Consider the following 22,248-nt stretch of genomic DNA (forward strand, 5'->3'; position numbering starts at 1 on the left):
AGTGACACTTGTCCTTTAGCTTGAAAAACACATATTCGCTTCATCTCGTTATACGTCTAGTTCTTCTTATTTTTTGCTGAATATACTACCAATATAAACTTGAGACAAGCTACATCTGTTCAAGGGGAAATAGAAAGGTAGGCAAAATATGAGCATTGAAATATGGATTACTATTATTGTATTCTTCTTAACGATGATTGTTATCTTTTGGCGGCCTCGTGGTTTAAATGAGGCATGGCCAGCAGCAATCGGTGCTGGCATTATCCTGATTACTGGACTTGTGTCAAAACCAGACGTCATGGACATTATAAGTAAAATTGGCGGTGCCTCCATAACAATATTAGCGACCATCGTTATGGCCGTTATATTAGAAAGCTTCGGCTTCTTCCATTGGTCCGCAGCAAAACTAGCAAATTTAGCAAAGGGTTCTGGTCACCGTTTATACTGGCATATTCAATTACTATGTTTTCTTATGACTCTTTTATTTAATAACGACGGTAGTATTTTAATTACAACTCCAATTTTAATTCTTCTTCTAAAAAATCTTCAATTAAAACCTCATCAGCAAATTCCTTATTTATTAAGTGGCGCTTTAATCGCTACGGCATCTAGTGCACCAATTGGTGTAAGTAATATCGTAAATTTAATCGCATTAAACATCGTCCATATGACTCTTTATATGCATACTGCTATGATGTTTGTACCTGCAACATTAGGCTTATTATTTATGTCATGGCTTATGTATACAGTTTTAAAGAAAAAACTTCCGAAAAAATTACCTGTTTCTTCATATGATATTGAAGAAATTTTCTTCACGAAAAACTTCCATCCACTAAAAGGAAATAATTCTGTTGATACGAAACAAAAGCGTACAAAATTCATGTTAAAAGTATTAGGTTTCGTCTTCCTTATGCGCTGCCTTTTATTCGTTGCATCCTTCTTATCGATTCCAATCGAAATTGTTGCTGTACTCGGTTCACTCGTTCTTCTCATCTGGAGATGGTACTACTTACGAACAAACCCTGTCGATATTTTGAAAAAGACACCGTGGCACATTTTAATTTTCGCTTTCTCTATGTACGTCATTATTTACGGGCTTCACAACGCAGGATTAACAGCGGCGCTTGTAAATTGGCTTGAACCAGTTGTAAGTCAACATCTACTCTATGCTAGCTTTGCAATGGGTGGACTCGTCTCCCTCCTCTCTAACGTCTTCAATAACCATCCTGCACTTATGATTGGTACAATCACATTAACAGAAATGGGACTAGACCCAGTCACATTAAAAACTATCTACCTCGCAAACATTATTGGTAGTGACATCGGTTCACTATTACTACCAATTGGTACACTCGCTTCACTCATTTGGATGTATATTCTGAAACAAAACAAAATTAAAGTAAAATGGAAAGACTATTTAAGTGTATCCCTTATCGTTATTCCTCTCACAACAGTCGTCACATTATTCCTCTTATACTACTGGGTACACCTCTTCTTCGCCTTATAAAGTGAAACTTTAATCAGTGCGGGTTTTGTTCATCCCCCACTGATTATTAGTTAAACCAATCGGGCTTTTACGGGCAGCCCGACCCCGACCTAACTTCTTTGCTTCCGCTGAATTTTGAGGAGGGGGTCTTACTGCCCACAAATAGCGGGATAAACGACAGAAGCCCGCTTTGCTACCGTCTTAGCAAAGCGGGCTTCTTCTATATTTAAGTTAGGTACTACAGTGTGATCAATCAAGTAAAGAGGTGTAACGTGTTATTGGTATAAATGACTACCAGTGTCTTTAAATTCTTTCGCTTTCTCTTTCATCCCTTTTTCAATTGCTTCTGTCGTTTCTAAATCATTTTCTTTCGCATATTCACGAATATCATGTGAAATTCTCATACTACAAAACTTCGGTCCACACATGGAGCAGAAATGAGCCATTTTCGCACCTTCTGCTGGCAATGTTTCATCGTGATATTCCATCGCACGTTCAGGATCTAAAGATAAATTAAATTGATCGCGCCAACGAAATTCGAAACGTGCTTTTGAAAGTGCATCATCACGCTGATGAGCCGTTTTATGCCCTTTTGCAAGATCAGCCGCATGCGCTGCAATTTTGTACGTAATAACACCCGTGCGTACATCATCTTTATTCGGTAAACCTAAATGTTCTTTCGGCGTTACATAACAAAGCATCGCCGTTCCAAACCAACCGATCATCGCAGCTCCAATTGCCGATGTAATATGGTCATAACCTGGTGCAATATCTGTCGTTAGTGGCCCAAGTGTGTAAAACGGCGCGCCCTGACAAATATCAAGTTCTTTCTCCATATTCTCTTTAATTAAGTGCATCGGTACGTGTCCAGGTCCTTCGATCATAACTTGCACATCATGTTTCCAAGCAATTTTGGTTAATTCACCAAGTGTTTCAAGCTCAGAAAACTGTGCTTCGTCATTTGCATCTGCAATCGAACCTGGACGTAATCCATCTCCGAGAGAGAACGAAACATCATACTGCTTCATAATTTCACAAATCTCTTCAAAATGAGTGTATAGGAAGTTTTCTTTATGGTGGAATAAACACCACTGTGCCATAATCGAACCACCACGTGAAACGATACCTGTCGTACGCTTTGCCGTGATTGGAATGTAACGAAGCAATACACCAGCGTGAATCGTAAAGTAATCCACGCCTTGCTCAGCTTGCTCAATTAACGTATCACGATATACTTCCCACGTTAAATCTTCTGCAATTCCGTTTACTTTTTCCAGCGCTTGATAGATCGGTACAGTCCCAACTGGTACAGGCGCGTTACGAATAATCCACTCACGCGTCGTATGAATGTTTTTACCTGTAGATAAATCCATAATCGTATCCGCACCCCAGCGCGTTGCCCACGTCATCTTCTCTACTTCTTCTGCAATAGAAGAAGATACAGCAGAGTTTCCGATATTTGCATTGACCTTCACGTGGAAGTTACGCCCAATAATCATCGGCTCTGCTTCCGGATGGTTAATATTCGCTGGTAAAATGGCACGGCCTTCCGCGATTTCCTTACGAACAAACTCCGGCTCTACACCTTCACGAATCGCAACATATTCCATCTCAGACGTAATAATGCCATTACGTGCATAGTGCATTTGCGTAACGTTTGCACCTTGCTTCGCTCTAAGCGGCTGGCGATCCATTTGCGGGAAAACAGATGTATGCTTCGAAGCCACTTTCACACCGTCATCCTCTGGTTTCACTTCGCGCCCTTCGTATGCTTCTACATCACCACGCCCCATAATCCAAGAGTGGCGCGGTGTTGGAATACCTTTTTCCAACTCGACCTTATACGCAGGATCTGTATAAGGACCGCTCGTATCATACACACGGATTGGCGGATTTGGAACGCCATTCGTTTCGCTTTGTTCAATCTCACGCATCGGCACTTTCATACCTTCTCGTGGTCCATTCACATATACTTTTTTACTCCCTGGTAAACTCGATTTCAATTCAATTTGCTCAGCTGAAACAGATTGTTTCATAAATTTTGTTGCCCCCCTGTTCGTGACAAGGACGAGATATGGCCAGCGCATGCCAAAATAAAAAGAGCCAGGTCCATAAAAAAATAAGGACCTGGCTCATAAAGACATCATTATGTAAAGCCGTTAACTTCCCTACGCTGGTACGAGCCAGATCAGGTCCAAAGGGTTAAGAAGTTCACGCGCTTCTCTCTCAGCCTACGCATACGTTAGGCACCCCTAGTTTATCACTGATTTAATTTTCAATACTTTCCCATCATACACGATAATCTGAAAAATGCAAAGTTTATTTCTTTTGTTGTTTATGGAATCATCCACGTTAAATAATATGCCTGCACATACGTCATAATACCAACAATAATTACGAAGAACACCCTATTGTAAAAATAGTTTATAACTTAACATGGGAGTTTAAAAACATCTTCACCACAAAGAGTGTTGAGAATCTCGACCATTGTATTAAAAAAATTAAGAATACTAATATACAAGAGTTTAAGAGCTTTACGAATGGATTAGCCCGGGATATTGAAGCTGTCAGAAATGCGGTAACTTATGAGAATAATAATGGTCTTGCCGAAGGGAGCATAAACAAGTTAAAGCTTATTAAAAGAATCATGTATGGTCGATACAAATTCTCCACATTGCGGACAAAGATTCTACTTTTGGAGAGAATGAGACTTTTCAACTAACTCCGGAAAGAACCATTTTTTACTTGCTAAATACATTCATCAGTCCCGTTTGACAAAGAGCCTTTGTCTCTGCTGCATTTCGCTACAACTGCTACTGTTACCTGCCATACAACCTGCAATAGAGATAGGTAACAATTTACTATACAAGGAACAAAATTGACCTGCTCCTCCATTTAGTGATTTAACTATCTTTATTATTCAGAGCTAAAACTCAAAGAGAAATCTCTTACATTTATCGTAACATTATTTCCTTAATATGTTAATTTTTTGTTATCTTGTTAGTTAAAGGGGGACTTAGTACAAAAAATAACCGTAGATAGTAGCACGAACACCGTTCTTGTTATAATTAATTTTTTTCAGAACGTCTATAATCCTCTTTTAAAAAATATATGTAAATATAATAAAAAACGAATGATTAATAGAAATATTCTACACCACTCGTTTTTTATCGGACTTCTTTTTACTGTACTTTTATTTTCTTTATGAGTTATTAGAAAAATAATTGTCTATATAAGTCTTTATTTTTTCAAAATTCTTTTCCATAAATAAGATTGCTGGTACTTCAATTATTGGAAGATTATTTTCATTATCGAAAGCTGGACACGGTTTGGGAACTACCAAATAGTCAACTGAGTTTTTATCTCTAATATAATTAATTGAAACATCATAATACTTAGAAAAATATTCCTTCAAATCATCCTGATTCCTTAAAAATGGTAGAGAAAATATTGAACCATAATTTATACCAGCATCGACAATTAATACAAAGCATATTTTTTTCATGATACACCCTCCTCGTATAATAAGTTTTAAGTTAATAACTGTTCCTTGAAAATTAAATAGTTTTTATCTTCAAGAGCTACATCAAAAAAATGATGTATGGGTAAAATTTAGTCTTGGATACTGGGGGATTTCCCCAGATAATGGAAGTACGGAAATGGACCCCTCGGGAATATGCTTACTCCTCCTGTAGTTCGACCACGTTAAAAGACTGTGACCCAGACCAAAATGCACTGCATACGCACAAGCTGTATCGTTTTCCTTCACTTACCTCTCATAGTGGGGAGGGCAGCTTAGATGAAGGCAATCATTGAATACTCATACGCGAGGTTGTGGCTATGTTTTGGACTCTAGGGAGATCCCACAGTATCCAAGCTCATTCCAAATACTATTCAAAGAAAGGAGGTCCTTTCTTTGAGATTATTCGTAGCTATTGATGTAAGCTCTGAAAAACTTGATGTATGTTTTCTTGACAGTCATGACACTGTTTTGAAAGAAATTTGTCTTTCAAACGATGTGAATGGTGCCAACGCCATTAAGGAGGATGTTCTCCATTTTCATCAGTTGTACAACTATAAAAAAATTGTCATTGGTATGGAATCTACTTCCGTCTATAGTTTCCATCCTTCCATGTTCCTAACGGAAGATAAGGATTTGAGGGCTTTAGACGTGGAAGTGGTCGTACAAAATCCAAAAGCCATCCATCGGTATAAAAAACTCTTTGAAGAAGATAAGACCGATAAAATAGATGCTTTCCGTATTGCCGATTTTTTACGAATCGGACGGTATAATAAGTTTCTTATCAAGGAGGAAAAATACGTTGCCCTTCAACGTTTAACACGATCTAGATATCAACTCGTTCACCAGCAAACAGAATGTAAGCAACACTTTCTGAAGAACCTTTACTACAAATGTAATACGTTATCGAAAGAGTTAAATACCTCTGTTTTTGGTGCGACGATGATGGAAATACTCTCAGTTTCCCTTTCGTTGGATGAAATCGCAGAAATGGATCTAGAAGCACTCGCTACTCTTCTTCAGAAAAAGGGGAAAGGACGCTTTAGCGACCCAGAAGATTTAGCGAAAACCATCAAGAAAGCCATACGTGACTCCTACCGACTAGGTAAGGTCGTTCAAGACTCTGTGGACGTTGTATTAGCCACTTATGCACGATTGATTCAAACATTGAAAAAACAAATCAAAGAGATAGAAAAAAGCATTACTGCTTTATTCTAAGCCATTCCAGAAGCGAGATATTTAACAAGTGTTCCAGGCATTGGAGTCGTATACGCCGCGGGAATCATTGCAGAAGTTGGACAAATTGAACGCTTTGAGAACGAAGCACAATTGGCCAAATACACCGGTCTTTACTAGAAAAAATCGCAATCTGGAAACTTTGAATCGGAACGAACACCCATGACACGAACGGGAAACCAGTATCTTCGTTATTACATGGTTGAAGCTGCCAACTCTGTACAACTTCGTGAAGCTACTTACCGTGCTTATTATTTAAAGAAATATGATGAAGTTCCGAAATACAAACATAAAAGAGCCCTTGTCTAAAGCCGTAACTAGATTTGCTAAATTGTTTTTCAAATATTGAACCAAGCACTTGACTGATTGCTTGTTGAACAACCCTATCCACTACTGTCGGTATTCCCAATTTGCGCATCTTCCATAAAAAGAGCCAGGTCCATAAAAAAATAAGGACCTGGCTCATAAAGACATCATTATGTAAAGCCGTTAACTTCCCTACGCTGGTACGAGCCAGATTAGGTCCAAAGGGGTTAAGAAGTTCACGCGCTTCTCTCTCAGCCTACGCATACGTTAGGCACCCCTAGTTTATTTCTTTTGTTGTTTATGGAATCATCCACGTTAAATAATAAGCCTGAACATAAGTCATAATACCAACAATAATTACGAAGAACAAACTATGCTTCACTGTAAAACGGAACAAATCCGATTCTTTTCCAGCAAGACCAACTGCTGCACAAGCGATCGCAATCGACTGCGGGGAAATCATTTTCCCTGTTACACCGCCTGTTGTATTTGCTGCAACGAGAAGCACTTCAGATACGCCGACTTGCTGCGCTGTAATGGCTTGTAAATTTGAGAACAGTGCATTCGCAGACGTATCAGACCCTGTTAGGAATACGCCAATCCAGCCTAAGAATGGTGAGAAGAACGGGAATAGTCCGCCAGTTCCGGCTAATGCTAACGCTAACGTAGAAGATAGACCAGAATAGTTTGCGATAAATGCAAATCCTAGTACGAATCCGATAGATAGAATTGGCATTTTTAATTCGTTTAACGTTTCTTTAAATGTCACTACTGCATCTTTTACATTCATTTTCAAAATAAACATGGAAATGATACAAGCAATTAAAATCGCTGTTCCAGTTGCCGATAATACATCGAACTTCAGAATTGCCTCGTAAGGCGTTGGTTTATTTACAATTGGTTCTGCTTTCATTACTAGATTATGCAGACCTGGAATTTCAAACTTAAATACAAGACTTGCTAAAGCCCCTCCTGGAGCGAATAATGCCTTAAAGAAACTTTGGCTCCAAATGACTACCATAACCGTTAATACGATAAATGGAGACCATGCTTTTACTACTTTTCCAAACGTTAATTTCGGCATCGATGCTGCTGTCGTTGTTGCTGCTACTTCACTATTTGCTTGCCCGGATTGATAAATTTCTTTCGGCTGCCAAACTTTTAAGAACAGCGCTAAACTAATTAAACTTACAAGTGCCGATGTAATATCCGGAAGTTCTGGCCCTAAAAATGTCGCTGTAATGAACTGCGTAATCGCAAATGAACTACCCGCTACAAGTAATGCAGGCCACGTTTGTCTTATCCCTTTAAATCCATCCATTAAAAATACGATGAAGAATGGAACAAATAATGATAGGAACGGTAATTGATGTCCAGCCATTTGTCCAATTTTATGTGGATCAATACCTGTCACTTGTCCAGCAACTGTAATCGGAATTCCCATCGCTCCGAACGCCACTGGTGCAGTATTTGCAATCAAACAAAGACCTGCTGCGTATAAAGGATTTAACCCAAGACCCGCAAGAAGCGCTGCTGTAATCGCTACTGGTGCTCCAAATCCTGCCGCTCCTTCTAAAAATGCTCCAAATGAAAATCCAATTAAAATAACGAGTAGACGATGATCATTCGTAATCGATAATACCGATGCACGAATCACATCGAATTGACCTGTTTTCACAGAAATTTTATATAAAAATACCGACATAATGATAATCCAAGCAATCGGCCATAACCCGTACAAAAAACCGTACCCGGTTGCTGCCATTGCCATCGTGAAAGGCATTTTATAAGCGAATAACGCTACTAAAACTGTAAGTACAACTGTAATAAATCCTGCCACATACCCCTTCATGCGAAAAATCGCTAAAGCTAAGAAAAAAAAGATAATCGGAATAAGTGCGACTGCTGCTGAAATCCAAATATTACCGAACGGATCATAAACTTGTGTCCATGTGTTCATTGTTCTCTCCCCCTAAAGAATCCCCTTTTAAATAGAATAACCTCATCAATAGACTATCAGGTCATCATACCTTTAAGCCTAAAATAAAAAAACGTTTAAGAAAACGTTTTCAACAACTTTCATTTATACTGTACCATAACAATTTCCATTAAAAAAGATTTTTTTGAAAATTTTATCATTTAACAAAAAAATCTTACAAAATCGTCATGTTCCTGTAATGTTCATCGATAGAAAGCTTGCAAAAATTATTGCATAATAATAGTATAACAACGGACATTATTTATGAGGTGATATATATGAATGGAAACAAAATATTAGCTGCTTTATCGTACTTTAGTGTACTATTTGCCCCTATCTTATTCCCAATTATCGTTTGGATTGTGGGGGACGCTGAAACAAAGCCACATGCAAAACGTGCTCTATGGACACACATCATTCCAAGTATCGCTACATTTATCGGCGTAGTCATTTTAGGAATTATGGGCATGGGATCTGACCAAGCAGATATAACACTTGGAATTGGATCAATGATTGTCTTAGCTATTTGCGGAATCATCAGCTTATACTACTTCATCTGGAACATTGTAAAAGGAATTAAAGTACTGAAAGCTTAATTTTAAACAAACGTTTGTTTAAAAAAGGACCCTTGCAAATTGCAAGGGTCCTTTTCCCGATTCGTTCACTTTATCTTCTGCGTTTCTTCTTTTTTCTCATCATTTTCTTTCGGCGCGTATTCACTTTATCCGCTATAATGTGAAGCGTACTTGCCACAACAATTCCCATTAAGAACGTTACAATTTCAACCTCATGTTTCTTCGCAATTTCTATTAAATTACCATCCAGTGCGATTACATTTAATAGGAATAAAAATGGAGAAAAGACGATTAACATGTACGCAATACGAATCACATCACCAAGTATAATCGTATGCGTAAAGAAAGATCGATGTGGCATTACTTTCTTATAAGGATACCAAAATATACGTAAGAAACCCCATTTGTTATAAGCATTACTGTACGTATCTAAATCTGGTGTTAAAAATGAAGTACCTACTAAAAAACCAATTGCAAAAGTTAATAAAAAATCAAAATTTGTTAATCCATACGAAAAGAGCAAAAACAAAACAACCGGAAGGGATATTAAGTTTATTTTCGTATGCGTTCTTCCTGATGGCATAATGCACTTCCTCGCTTACGTTCGTCCTGTCACCTTATGACAGGTTTCACCTATTGACCTAATTTCTGATCGATAAATGCTGTGTCTATATCCGAACCAAACCATTCTGCCAACTTCACTCGTGCCTTATCTTTCACATCTTCATTGACGTATAACGACACCTGTATTAGTGCGGCCGTTAACGCCCCTAAATCATCCGTATAGCCAATTCCAGCAATGAAATCTGGAATCGCATCAATCGGTGCAATAAAATAAGCAAGTGCTCCAATTACAATAATTTTCACTCGTTTTGGAACATCGGGTCTTTGCAAAACGTAAAACAGTAATAAACTTGTATAAATGACCGACTGCCCTGCTTGCTTTGCAACACGTTTTACTTTCTTCCAAAACGCTTCAACTGAAAATTTTTGTTTCATGAAAAAGCCTCCCTATTTTTAAAAAGAAATAAGCTACAATATGTTATCAGTAAAAGTTCATGGAAATTACACAAAACCTATCAATGAACTTTCATTGTAACAAACAAACCGAAAAAGAACAAGTGTTCGTTAATTTTTACACGATTTCCTTCATATAATAGATTTCTAGATAACCCTTACCCATCTTCATTTCTTATTTCTCAACAAAGAAAATTTTCACTTCTACTTAACATTCTGCTCTATCTTTGTTATATTTTCTAGTTGACGGACATATAAACGAATGTTAAAGTTTTCTCTGGTAGTGACAAATCTTATACAAAAAATGTAAAATGTTATAGTGTTTCTCAGAAATGAATTTTGTTGTATAATACAGAAATGACGTTATGCTTATGAGCAACAAAAGAAACCAAAAGGGTATGCATAGTTATAGTCGTATATGGGTGAATATAGAACCTTTAATTATGGCCAAGAAAACTATGTATTTTTTATTTTAGCATTTTTCGCTCCAAAATCGACCAAGCCTGATAGAGAAAGGGTGGAAATGAATGAAAGAAACCTTGAAATCACAATTTCAAAATGTGCGTTTCACTGTATTCGTAGCTTTAGCCTTATGGCTGAAAACTTACATTATTACACGCACAAGCTTTGATTTAAAACTTGAATCTTTCATGCAAGAATTCATTTTATTCCTTAGCCCATTAGCAGCATCATTACTGCTTGTTGGTCTTGCATTATTTGCAAAAGGGAAAAAACGTAACTATATAGCACTAGGAATTAATTTTATCTTAACAATCGTTCTTGTTGGTAACGTAATGTTCTACGGATTCTACAATGACTTCGTTACTTTACCAGTACTCGGACAAACATCTAACTTCGGAAGTTTAGGTTCTAGTGTGAAAGAATTATTTAACTACAAAATTATTCTTGCATTTGCAGACATTATCATATTCTTCGTTCTGTTGAAGAAAATGAAAAACTTTGCACCTACAGAGCGTGTAGCACGCCCGATGCGTTCTCTATACTTCGTATCAACAGTTGCTATTTTCTTCGCAAACTTAGGGCTTGCAGAAGCTGAACGTCCAGAACTATTAACACGTTCATTCGACCGCGTTATGCTTGTTAAAAACTTAGGATTATATGTACACCAAGTATACGATCTTGGCTTACAAGCGAAATCAAGTTCACAAAAAGCATTCGCTGACGGTAGTAAATTACAAGAAACAGAAAACTACGTGAAAACAACACAAAGTAAACCAGATCCAAATATGTTCGGTACTGCAAAAGGGAAAAACGTAATTGTTGTCTCTCTTGAGTCATTACAAACATTCTTAATTGGCGCAACAGTTAACGGACAAGAAGTTACACCATTCTTAAACCAATTTACGAAAGAAAGTTATTACTTTGATAACTTCTTCCATCAAACTGGGCAAGGTAAAACATCTGATGCTGAATTCCTAGTAGATACTTCTTTATATCCACTAGACCGCGGTGCTGTATTCTTCACACACGGTAACAATGAATATACAGCAACTCCAGAAATTTTACGTCAGCAAGGGTATCACACGTCGGTATTCCACGCAAACAACGCAACATTCTGGAACCGTAACATTATGTATCCAGCACTTGGTTATGATCGTTACTACAACGAGCTTGATTACAAGATTACGCCGGAAACAAAATTAAACTGGGGATTAAAAGATATCGAATACTTCGATCAATCTATTGATATGTTGAAAGAAGTGAAGCAACCATTCTATACTCGCTTCCTTACTTTAACGAACCATTACCCATTCACTTACGATGACAGTACAAAATTAATCGACGAATATAATTCTGGTGATGGCGTATTTGACCGTTACATGGTAACTGCTCGTTACTTAGACGAAGCAATGAAACACTTTATTGAGCGTCTAAAAGCAGAAGGTATTTACGACAACTCCGTAATCGTATTCTACGGTGACCACTACGGTATTTCTGAAAACCATAACCGTGCAATGGCACAGTTCTTAGGAAAAGAAGAAATCACTGCATTTGACCATATGAACTTACAAAAAACACCGATGTTTATTCACGTTCCAGGTCAAAAAGAAGGTAAAACAATTTCGAAACCAACTGGTGAAATTGATATTAAACCAACTATTCTAAACTTACTTGGTGTAGATTCTACGAATGACGTTCGATTCGGTCATGATGTATTCTCACCTGATAATAAAGGATTTGTTGTTCTTCGTGACGGTAGCTTCGTTACAGATAAATACATGTACACAAACAGTACATTCTACGACCGTGCTACTGGCGAAGTAGTACAATTACCGAAAGAAGAATCTCAACCACTAATTGATCGTGCCCAAAATGAATTGAACATGTCTGATAAAATCATTGAAGGTGACTTACTTCGCTTCTCTGAAAGTAATAAGATTAAAACTGGTGAAGTAAAAACAGCTATTAAAGAAGAAAAGAAGAGCGCTGAGTAATCTCAGCCTCTTTTTTTATTTTCTTCCATACAACTACTTATATTCATTAACTTTAAAATTACATAACCTTTACCAAATATTCACATAGTGTTAATGAAGAATCTCTATAATAAAATATGTAAACAAGGTTCTACATATTTCTTATCTCTCATCTTTCGTAAGATCCCTTAAAGAAATGTGTAAATCTTTTGTTTCTACTTTCTTATAATTGTCTTTCAACATGTTTTGTTTCCATACACAAAGCATTCAACGAGACAATGTCCCTATGAAAGATAGCTACCCTCCTTGTGCAGCATTCCATAAGAATGTTGCTTTTTTTTATTTAAAAGCAGGATTCTCATTTCTTATTTTCGAATTTGTATATACAAAATGCTGTAAAGTGAAACTTTAATCAGCCCTCACCAATCAGGCATTTACGGGCATATGTAGAGAATTACTTACATAAAAATTACTATAGTGATTCTTATCTCGCATGAATGAAAGTTTCACGTTACTTACGTACTTACGAAAGGATGGGACGGAAATTGGCATACGAAAAATTTGTACTTTGGAATGATGAAGTTATTGATACAACAAAACAACAAACGTACATAGAACTTGAAGAGAGAGGTTCGCAGTTCGGAGATGGTGTCTACGAGGTTATTCGCCTATATAAAGGAAACTTTCACTTATTAGATCCGCACATAACGAGATTATATCGATCCATGGAAGAAATAGAATTATCGCTCCCTTTCTCAAAAGCTGAACTCATCACTTTACTTTACAAATTAATTGAAAGAAACCATTTCCACGAAGATGGCACAATTTATTTGCAAGTATCTCGCGGTGTACAAGCTCGCACACATATATTTTCATATGACAACCCTCCGACGATTTATGCCTATATTACAAAAAAAGAAAGACCAGCGTTATGGATCGAATATGGTATACGCGCTATATCAGAACCCGATACTCGATGGCTACGCTGTGACATTAAATCATTAAATTTATTACCAAACGTACTAGCTGCTACGAAAGCTGAACGGAAAGGCTGTAAAGAGGCACTTCTCGTAAGGAATGGTATTGTAACGGAAGGAAGCCATTCCAACTTCTTTTTAATTAAAAACGGAACTCTTTACACACATCCAGCCAATCACCTTATTTTAAATGGCATTATTCGTCAATATGTCCTTTCTTTAGCGAATACTCTTCACATACCTGTACAGGAAGAACTTTTCAGCGTTCGTGACGTTTATCAAGCAGATGAATGCTTTTTCACAGGCACAACGATTGAAATTTTACCAATGACCCACCTTGATGGAACCGCAATTCAAGATGGGCAAGTTGGACCTATCACCAAAAAACTGCAAAAATCTTTTAATAAAATCTTGTTACAATCCAATATGTCATCTTCTTAAACACTAATAATTTCTGTCCTTTCATATTCAATATATGCATTTAAATGGAAATCAAGGTGGAATTTTATGCCTTGATTTTTTTCTTGTAATCTTTTTGTCATATTCAGATTCCTATATAAGTCTTGACAGTAATCGACATGCTCTTTAGAATTTTTAACAGTTGGTAAATATTTCTTCACTACATTACAGACAGAAAGGAATCGACAAATTATGAAAAAGTATCTTGCCGGTCTTGCGGCAGTGTCTGTAGCAGGAGGAGCAGCACCTACACTTGATAGTGTTCAAGCTGCACCTGAACAAAATACACAAAAAGCTGCTACAACTGTCCAAGCTTCTGCATCAAACAACTCATCTTATACGGTAAACGCGAGCGTATTACATGTTCGTGCGGGATCAAGCTCTTCTCACGACATCATCTCACGCGTTTATAACGGTCAATCACTAAACGTGATTGGCGAAGAAAATGGTTGGTTCAAAATTAACATTAACGGAAAAACAGGCTTTGTTAGTGGCGAATTTGTATCAAAAAGTGGAGCAACAAACAACAATGTAAGCACAGGTGGAAACAATAAAGTTACTGCTGATGTATTACGTGTACGTACAGCTCCTAACACTTCTAGTTCTGTTTCTGGACGTGTATATGCAGGACAAACTTTAAACGTAATTGGACAAGAAAATGGTTGGGTGAAAATTAACCATAATGGACAAGTAGGTTATGTAAGTGGCGAATTCGTATCTGGCGTTTCTTCTAATGCGGGTTCTTCAAACAACAACACGAATAATAACAACCAAGAAGTAAAACCAGCAAGCGGAAACTATACAGTAAATGTATCTTCCCTTCGTGTTCGTACAGGTCCTAGTACTTCTCACACAACTGTAGGTTCTGTTACAAAAGGACAAGTAGTACAAGTTGTTGGCGAAGTTCAAGATTGGTTCAAAATCAATTACGCAGGACAAACTGCTTATATAAGCAAAGACTACGTAACAAAAGGCGGCTCTAACGAAAACGTTACAGAAGGCAACAAACAAGAGCAAAACAATAATAATGGAACTATTCAAACTGGCGGTTCTTACGTAGTTAACGCTACATCTTTACGTGTTCGTACAGGCCCTGCCGCTTACCATAGTGTAATTGGTGGCGTTTTAAACGGTACAACATTAAACGTAGTTGGATCTGAAAACGGTTGGTTTAAAGTAAATTACCAAGGAAAAACAGGCTTTGTTAGTAGCGAATTTGTAAAATTCGTTAAAGGTGGCACTACTCCTGAGCAACCAAAACAACCTGAACAACCTAACCAAGGTGCAATTGGCGACTACTACATTAATGCTTCTGCACTAAATGTACGTAGCGGCGAAGGTACAAATTATAGAATCATAGGCGCACTTCCACAAGGTCAGAAGGTTCAAGTAATCTCTGAAAACTCTGGATGGAGCAAAATTAACTACAACGGTCAAGCTGGTTATATCGGAACACGTTACCTATCTAAAACACCAGTTGGAGGCGCAGTAGATAATAAGCCTAACAATAACCAAAATAACAATCAAAACAATAACAACAATAATAATACAGGCAATAATAGTGGCGACAGTTCTTCCGTACTTGCATATGCAAAATCAATGCAAGGTGTACCATACGTTTGGGGCGGAACTTCTGCTAACGGCGTAGACTGCAGTGGCTACATCTACCACGTATTTAAGAAATTTGGTCATAACATTAGCCGTCAAAGTGTTGCAGGATATTGGAGTAGCCTACCACAAACTTCAAATCCACAACCAGGTGACTTAATTTATTTCCAAAACACTTATAAATCAGGTCCTTCTCACATGGGTATTTACCTTGGGGGCGGATCATTTATCCAAGCTGGAGATAAAGGTGTAGCAATCGCTTCATTAAGTAACTCTTATTGGAAGAGCCACTTCTTAGGATACACGAAAGCACCTTAATTAATAGTTTCCAAGCCTTCTAGTTTACTAGAAGGCTTTTTGCTATGAGTTCAACATATTACTCCCTTTCTCCTACCTTCTCTCTATAAAAATAATGTATCCATTCTTCCATTTCATACACTTTATTCTGCAAAAATAATCCATAACGTTATCATAATGTATATATTCTCATAAAAAACATAACCTATTTCATGTCCATTCATTTCATATGTGTTTTTTTGAAGAATTTTCTTTTTATTTAAACTTTTCGTTAGACGTTTGACCTCCGATGTCCATTATGATAAGTTACTTAAGATGTATATTCGCAAAAGTATAGACAACTGGTTTATACACTTTTTTACTATGAGGAAGGAGCATACACTGCATGAATCTTTTATGGGGAATTGGCGGCGTGATTGGAGTATTAGCAATTGCTTTCTTACTATCTTCCAACCGCAAAGCTGTTAATTGGCGCACAATTTTAATTGCGCTAGCATTACAAATGTCATTTTCATTTATCGTGTTACGATGGGATGCTGGTAAAGCAGGTTTAAAACACGCTGCTGATGGTGTTCAAGGATTAATTAATTTTTCTTACGAGGGAATTAGGTTCGTTGCTGGGGATTTAGTCAACGCAAAAGGCCCTTGGGGATTTATCTTCGTTATTCAAGCACTACTTCCAATCGTATTTATTAGTTCATTAGTAGCAATCTTATATCATTTCGGTATTATGCAGAAATTTGTTAGCGTCGTTGGTGGTGCATTAAGTAAACTTCTTGGCACTTCTAAAGCAGAAAGCTTAAACTCAGTAACGACTGTATTTTTAGGACAAACTGAAGCTCCAATTTTAATTAAACCTTACTTAGCACGCTTAACAAATAGTGAATTCTTCACTATTATGGTAAGCGGTATGACAGCTGTTGCTGGATCTGTTCTTGTCGGCTATGCAGCAATGGGTATTCCGTTAGAGCACTTATTAGCAGCTGCAATTATGGCAGCTCCATCAAGCTTATTAATTGCAAAACTAATCATGCCAGAGACAGAAAAAGTAGATAATAACGTTGAACTTTCTACAGAACGTGAAGATGCAAACGTTATCGATGCAGCTGCACGCGGTGCATCTGAAGGTATGCAACTTGTTATTAACGTAGCAGCAATGTTAATGGCTTTCATCGCATTAATCGCTTTATTAAATGGATTATTAGGATGGGTTGGTTCTTGGTTCGATATTAAACTTAGCCTTGATTTAATCTTCGGTTACTTATTATCACCATTTGCAATCTTAATCGGTGTTTCTCCAGGTGAAGCTGTACAAGCAGCAAGCTTTATCGGTCAAAAACTTGCAATTAACGAATTCGTTGCATACGCAAACTTAGGACCACACATGGCAGAGTTCTCTGCAAAAACAAATCTAATTTTAACATTCGCAATCTGTGGATTCGCAAACTTCTCTTCTATCGCAATTCAGTTAGGTGTAACAGGAACGCTAGCTCCTACTCGCCGTAAACAAATTGCACAATTAGGGATTAAAGCAGTTATCGCTGGTACACTAGCGAACTTCTTAAACGCAGCAGTTGCAGGTATGATGTTCCTATAAACTTATATAGAGTCTTCTCTTTCTCCAAGAGAAGACTTTTTTCATGCAATCCAAACGTCTTTTATGTATCTACTAATCACTTTATCCCAAATATAAGAACATTATGATACAATAATGTTTAGGTCTTTTTATTTTTCTGATGAAAATAGAAAGGCTACTTGTTGTTGCCCTTCAAAAGAATTTAACGAAATGGTCAATTTCTTAATAATTGTGCATACTACAAGTATCTATGGATGAAATAGCTTTAAGGAGGAAAGCTTTGTGAAAGATAAGTTCTATAAAATCCTCTCTATGTGGATTCTACAAATTGTATTTTATTTTACTACTGTACATATGACGAATTATGAGCATGCGCTCATTTTTACAATAATATACGTAATCGTAAATGTACTATTCTTATTTTTAGCTGACAAAACAGCATTTATTTTCTTCATACTAGGAACCATTATTTCCGTATTTTATTTGTTTTATGAAGCATGGCTTCATTTATGGAGTACATCAGATCAATGGCAATATATCATTACCCACTTCCTGATGGCAGCTAACTTCTTCATTGTATACATAACAACTCACCTATTGAAAAAAGTTATTCATGAAAATAAAACTTTAACTGAGCGTGTGAGAACGTTGGAACAATATATTGGAGAATCAAAATTACTAACAAGACAAGAATTCGAGAGACGCCAAGCTTTATTAACGACTGCAATGAATCGTCGTAATGAAACAGGCTTTATTGTTTACTTTGATTTCACTTCCTTTAGTAAATATACGAAGGAAAGTGTTATGGACCGTGTAGCTTCCTTATTAGTTGAAACGGTAAGGAATGATTTTGACCTTGCTGCTGAATATGATAATAATACACTAGTTATTTTATTACAAAACACAAATGAAGCTGGTGCTGACATTGTAATGAACCGCCTAAAGCCAAAAATGGAGCAATGGCTTGCAGCTGAAGCAATCCGAGATATAAAAATTTCACGCGAGCAAATTGGAAACAAAGGACAGACATTGTTATGATGACTCTCGTTATACTTCTTTTATTTCTTCTGTTTTGCGTACTCGTTTTTTGGATCAGTATCACATTTTCAATTAAATATGTACTTATTTTTACGGCCTTTCTATTCTCTGGCTTACTCGTTTACTACTCTTTCTTAACAATCGCGGGCTTAATCCATCGAAATAGTAAACGAAAAGATCGTACGCTAGAACATTATCCGAGCGTCGATATTTTCATACCTGCTCATAATGAAGGGGTCGTTATTAAAGATACTTTAGAGGCAATGGCGAAGATTGAATATCCAGGAAAGCTAACCATTTATTTATTAAATGATAACTCTCAAGATGAAACACCTGAAATCGGCGATGATTTCGAAAAAGCTTATGCCCACATTCGTCACATTCGTGTTCCGTCCGGTGAACCGAAGGGTAAATCACGCGTATTAAACTACGGCCTTAGTATTTCAGATGGTGAATACTTCTGTGTTTACGATGCAGATAACCAGCCTGAACCACACGCACTGCGAATGCTTGTAGAGCACGCTGAAACAACTGAAGATGCTGTTGGAGCTGTTGGACATGTTCGTACAGTAAACGAAAAAAGAAACTGGCTGACGCGAATGATTTCACTAGAATTTCAAATCTTCCAGCTCCTTATGCAATCTGGACGCTGGTTACTATTCCAAACGGGCTCACTGACAGGAACAAACATGCTTCTTCGTCGCTCCGCACTAGAAGAGCTTGGTGGCTATGACCCTTATGCAATTGCAGAAGATGCTGAATTAACATTACGAATTACACAAAAAGGTTATCTCTTACCAATCGTCCCAGAATCAGTTACTTGGGAACAAGAACCAGAGCATTTAAAAATCCTTATTAAACAACGTACACGTTGGCTCCAAGGGAATTTATACATTTTAGAAAAAATGTTCTCGTCATTAAGCTTCTTTAAAGGAAAACTGCTCGTTCATTCCTTACAACAAGTTCTAGTGTATGTTGTATTTTGGCTATTCCTAATCATTTCGAACGTTTGGTTTGTAATTGGGCTACTCGGGATATTCCAAATTCAATATAGCATTCCTCTACTATTTATGTGGTATGTCGCATATATTACATATGTTTCTCAATTATTTAGTGCCCAGAGTGTCGAGCGAACCTTTACACCGACTAATATTTTTATTAGCGTTATTATGTACTTTACGTACGCACAGCTCTTTACGTACTTATTTATTCGTAGCTTAATCTTATACTTACGTGCAAAGAGTAAGAAACAAGTCATTGGCTGGGATAAGACAGTTCGATTCAAAAAAGATAAATAATAAAAATAAGCACAGAGCGCCGTATGCTCTGTGCTTATTTATTGCCGTATAAATTATATATCAGACAATACCCCTTAGCTGAAAGTAATTTCACGTCCATCCCCCAACGAACGATCGACCTTCATTTATATACGAAAAAGTGATTGCTATTTTTGTAGAACCAATTGCTTCTCTTGCTGTTCTTTGCGCGTTTCAGTCTTAGGTTCCGTGCTTTCTTGGACACTACGATGTGCCACACGTTTCAAACAAATATGCTTCCACTTTCTTTCGTAACGTTTCATTATTCTAGATGTCCCCCTTGAATGCGCTTTAAAACTATTTGAAATCGCTTACAGGAAATAATATAGCACATATACATAAAAGTGACAACACATTTCCGACATATTTTTGACAAAAATACGAATAGAATTCGTAAGGTATCGAATGTTGTCGAAACTTATCGTTTTTTCTTCATATAAAGGGCATACTACTTATATGATAAAGTATTTTATTTCCCTTACCCGTATTTCAAATTCCTTCTATATAAAGTGAAACTTTAATCAGCACTCACCAATCGGACTTTTACAGGCAGCCCAACAAATAGAGGGATTAAAAAAGAGCTGATATAAAATCAGCTCTTTTCCTTCTATTATTAATGCCGCTTCATACGTCCTTCTTTTTGTAACTCTTTAAATAATGCTGCCATCATAAAGAAAATAACAAAGACGAATGGGAATGCTGCAATGATAGCTGCTGTTTGTAATGCTTCTAATCCGCCAATATATAATAAGGTTGAAGCTATCGCGGCTAGAACGATACCCCAAATCATTTTAATACGATTTGGTGGGTTTAAACTACCATGTGTCGTTAACATCCCTAAAACGAATGTTGCAGAGTCTGCAGATGTAATAAAGAATGTAGAAATAAGAAGAATCGCTAAAACAGATAAAGCTGATCCAAAGCTTCCCATTTGATCAAACATAGCGAATAACCCTACTTCTGTTCCCATCTCTTTAATTTTTTCAAAGACATGTGCATCACTAAACAGCTCCATGTGAATACCAGTCCCGCCGAAAACTGAGAACCAAAGTGCACCTATTACGGTCGGTACAAGTAACACACCGATAACAAACTCACGAATTGTACGACCTCGTGAAACACGAGCAATAAACGTACCTACGAACGGTGACCACGCAATCCACCATGCCCAATAGAAAATTGTCCATGACTGAATCCATTGATTTCCGCCTTCATCCAATGGACTTAAACGGAAACTCATACTTGGCAATTCTTGAATATAAGAACCTATTGTTGAAGTGAAGTAATTCATAATAAAGTTTGTTGGACCTGCAAATAATACAATGATCATAAGTGCAAATGCAAAAATAATGTTCGTATTACTTAAATATTTAATTCCTTTATCAAGACCTGTTTGTGCAGATAACATGAAAAGAACTGTTACGATTGCAATAATAACCAACTGTGTCGTTAAGGAGTTCGGGATAGATGTTAAATAGCTAACACCACCTGCAATTTGTTTTGCGCCAAGACCTAATGATGTTGCAACACCAAACACAGTCGCGAAAACAGCTAACACATCAAATGAATGAGCAATACGCCCGTGTTCCCCGCCCTTAAATAGCGGACCTACTGTTGCACTAATCGTACTCGCTTTTCCTTTTCTAAAGGTAAAATAAGCAATACATAACGCTACAAACGCATATAGTCCCCAAGGATGTAATCCCCAATGGAAAAATGAAAAACGCAGTGCAAGGCGTGCACTTTCCTCAGTTGCACCTTCTCCAAACGGAGGTGCGTATAAATGGTTTAATGGTTCGGCAACGCCCCAGAAAACTAAGCCGATACCCATACCAGCACTAAATAACATAGCAAACCATGTCATATAACTATAATCAGGTTCGTCATCATCTTTACCTAAGCGAATAGAACCGTATTTCGAAACAATTAAAAAGATAGATACACCTAAAATAATAGAAACGGAAATAATATAAAACCACCCAAACTTACTAACTAATGCAGTTTGAATTGCGGTTGTTACATTTCCTAAGCTACCTTTTCCAATAATAGATTCGGGAATAATCCCCCAAATTGTAAATGCAATACATAATGTTAATGAAACGATGAATGTTTTTGTCAGTTTCCTCATCAAATCCCCCTTCGTAGGTTTCGTTTTTGTAAATAACATAAATTCCGATATGTAAAATCGGATAGAAAACTATAATTTTGCGGTGATTTTCTTACTTTCACCTTCACCAATTCGAATTCTTATGGACAGCCTTACCTTTCGTATAACCTTTTCACTCTGCAAGAGCTACAAGTTAGAAATACTGCTGTCAAATTGTGTGAGAAAAACGCGGATAGGAATGTATTTTCCTAAAAAAGGATGTGTTACATATGTAAAAAAGGGCAAAGTTCTTCCTTGCAACCCTTTCGTTTTGTAAC

The 22,248-nt window shown here is 37.1% G+C and carries 17 protein-coding genes, 2 pseudogenes and 2 riboswitches; of the genes and pseudogenes, 11 read left to right on the plus strand and 8 right to left on the minus strand.

Annotated elements, in window-relative coordinates; translation table 11 throughout:
- Positions 1–148: 148 nt before the first annotated feature.
- Positions 149–1,507, plus strand: a complete 1,359-nt coding sequence (locus ACODS7_RS09315; RefSeq protein ID WP_243168338.1) for an arsenic transporter — start codon at positions 149–151, stop codon at positions 1,505–1,507.
- 254 nt (positions 1,508–1,761) lie between these two features.
- Here the strand turns inward: ACODS7_RS09315 and thiC are convergent, their stop codons facing one another.
- A complete protein-coding gene (gene thiC, locus ACODS7_RS09320) occupies positions 1,762–3,522 on the minus strand; it encodes a phosphomethylpyrimidine synthase ThiC (protein WP_243168339.1) in 1,761 nt (586 codons plus the stop codon).
- Between the two features lie 112 nt (positions 3,523–3,634).
- A riboswitch (TPP riboswitch) is annotated at positions 3,635–3,750 on the minus strand.
- Positions 3,751–3,821: 71 nt separating this feature from the next.
- Positions 3,822–3,893 (minus strand): annotated as a pseudogene (locus ACODS7_RS09325) (L-lactate permease); the annotation flags it as partial.
- Between the two features lie 45 nt (positions 3,894–3,938).
- On the opposite strand from ACODS7_RS09325, the gene ACODS7_RS09330 reads away from it, so the two are divergent.
- Positions 3,939–4,208 (plus strand): transposase, encoded by a 270-nt coding sequence (locus ACODS7_RS09330; RefSeq protein ID WP_230690617.1) that lies wholly within the window; start codon positions 3,939–3,941, stop codon positions 4,206–4,208.
- A 480-nt stretch (positions 4,209–4,688) separates the two neighbouring features.
- Here ACODS7_RS09330 and ACODS7_RS09335 read toward each other — a convergent pair whose 3' ends face one another.
- The gene (locus ACODS7_RS09335) at positions 4,689–4,991 is read right to left on the minus strand and encodes a hypothetical protein (RefSeq protein ID WP_000717611.1); all 303 of its coding nucleotides are present in this window, start codon (positions 4,989–4,991) and stop codon (positions 4,689–4,691) included.
- 411 nt (positions 4,992–5,402) lie between these two features.
- On the opposite strand from ACODS7_RS09335, the gene ACODS7_RS09340 reads away from it, so the two are divergent.
- Entirely contained in the window at positions 5,403–6,224 is an 822-nt protein-coding gene (locus ACODS7_RS09340) for an IS110 family transposase (protein WP_243168340.1), read from the plus strand.
- A 3-nt stretch (positions 6,225–6,227) separates the two neighbouring features.
- A pseudogene (locus ACODS7_RS09345) lies at positions 6,228–6,551 on the plus strand (transposase).
- 169 nt (positions 6,552–6,720) lie between these two features.
- Positions 6,721–6,837: riboswitch (TPP riboswitch) on the minus strand.
- Between the two features lie 9 nt (positions 6,838–6,846).
- Here the strand turns inward: ACODS7_RS09345 and lldP are convergent.
- Positions 6,847–8,508, minus strand: a complete 1,662-nt coding sequence (lldP, locus tag ACODS7_RS09350; RefSeq protein WP_016079708.1) for an L-lactate permease — start codon at positions 8,506–8,508, stop codon at positions 6,847–6,849.
- Between the two features lie 296 nt (positions 8,509–8,804).
- Here lldP and ACODS7_RS09355 point away from each other — a divergent pair, with 296 nt between their 5' ends.
- Positions 8,805–9,122: a magnetosome magnetite crystal formation protein family gene (locus ACODS7_RS09355; protein WP_016079707.1), complete on the plus strand. Its 318-nt coding sequence runs from the start codon at positions 8,805–8,807 to the stop codon at positions 9,120–9,122.
- A gap of 70 nt (positions 9,123–9,192) precedes the next feature.
- Here ACODS7_RS09355 and ACODS7_RS09360 read toward each other — a convergent pair whose 3' ends face one another.
- Positions 9,193–9,684: a metal-binding protein gene (locus tag ACODS7_RS09360; RefSeq protein WP_001139059.1), complete on the minus strand. Its 492-nt coding sequence runs from the start codon at positions 9,682–9,684 to the stop codon at positions 9,193–9,195.
- 50 nt (positions 9,685–9,734) lie between these two features.
- A complete protein-coding gene (locus ACODS7_RS09365; protein ID WP_050844728.1) occupies positions 9,735–10,100 on the minus strand; it encodes a YkvA family protein in 366 nt (121 codons plus the stop codon).
- 545 nt (positions 10,101–10,645) lie between these two features.
- Here ACODS7_RS09365 and ACODS7_RS09370 point away from each other — a divergent pair.
- From ACODS7_RS09370 to ACODS7_RS09395, 6 genes are all read left to right on the plus strand, one after another.
- The gene (locus ACODS7_RS09370) at positions 10,646–12,574 is read left to right on the plus strand and encodes an LTA synthase family protein (protein ID WP_000665343.1); all 1,929 of its coding nucleotides are present in this window, start codon (positions 10,646–10,648) and stop codon (positions 12,572–12,574) included.
- 512 nt (positions 12,575–13,086) lie between these two features.
- The gene (locus tag ACODS7_RS09375; protein ID WP_080117270.1) at positions 13,087–13,971 is read left to right on the plus strand and encodes a D-amino-acid transaminase; all 885 of its coding nucleotides are present in this window, start codon (positions 13,087–13,089) and stop codon (positions 13,969–13,971) included.
- Between the two features lie 210 nt (positions 13,972–14,181).
- Positions 14,182–15,915 (plus strand): C40 family peptidase, encoded by a 1,734-nt coding sequence (locus ACODS7_RS09380; protein ID WP_243168341.1) that lies wholly within the window; start codon positions 14,182–14,184, stop codon positions 15,913–15,915.
- Between the two features lie 364 nt (positions 15,916–16,279).
- On the plus strand, positions 16,280–17,491 hold the full coding sequence (locus ACODS7_RS09385; RefSeq protein WP_016079702.1) for a NupC/NupG family nucleoside CNT transporter: 1,212 nt from the start codon (positions 16,280–16,282) through the stop codon (positions 17,489–17,491).
- Positions 17,492–17,752: 261 nt separating this feature from the next.
- Positions 17,753–18,508, plus strand: coding sequence for a nucleotidyl cyclase domain-containing protein (locus tag ACODS7_RS09390; RefSeq protein ID WP_029443627.1), 756 nt, complete (start codon positions 17,753–17,755; stop codon positions 18,506–18,508).
- Entirely contained in the window at positions 18,505–19,806 is a 1,302-nt protein-coding gene (locus tag ACODS7_RS09395; RefSeq protein WP_016079700.1) for a glycosyltransferase family 2 protein, read from the plus strand. The genes ACODS7_RS09390 and ACODS7_RS09395 overlap by 4 nt, the downstream gene beginning before the upstream one ends.
- A 146-nt stretch (positions 19,807–19,952) precedes the next feature.
- Here the strand turns inward: ACODS7_RS09395 and ACODS7_RS09400 are convergent, their stop codons facing one another.
- Positions 19,953–20,087, minus strand: a complete 135-nt coding sequence (locus tag ACODS7_RS09400; protein WP_000833067.1) for a hypothetical protein — start codon at positions 20,085–20,087, stop codon at positions 19,953–19,955.
- Between the two features lie 350 nt (positions 20,088–20,437).
- The gene (gene opuD, locus ACODS7_RS09405; RefSeq protein WP_224980567.1) at positions 20,438–21,952 is read right to left on the minus strand and encodes a glycine betaine transporter OpuD; all 1,515 of its coding nucleotides are present in this window, start codon (positions 21,950–21,952) and stop codon (positions 20,438–20,440) included.
- Between the last annotated feature and the right edge of the window lie 296 nt (positions 21,953–22,248).

Source organism: Bacillus sp. FG16 (genome assembly GCF_057809515.1).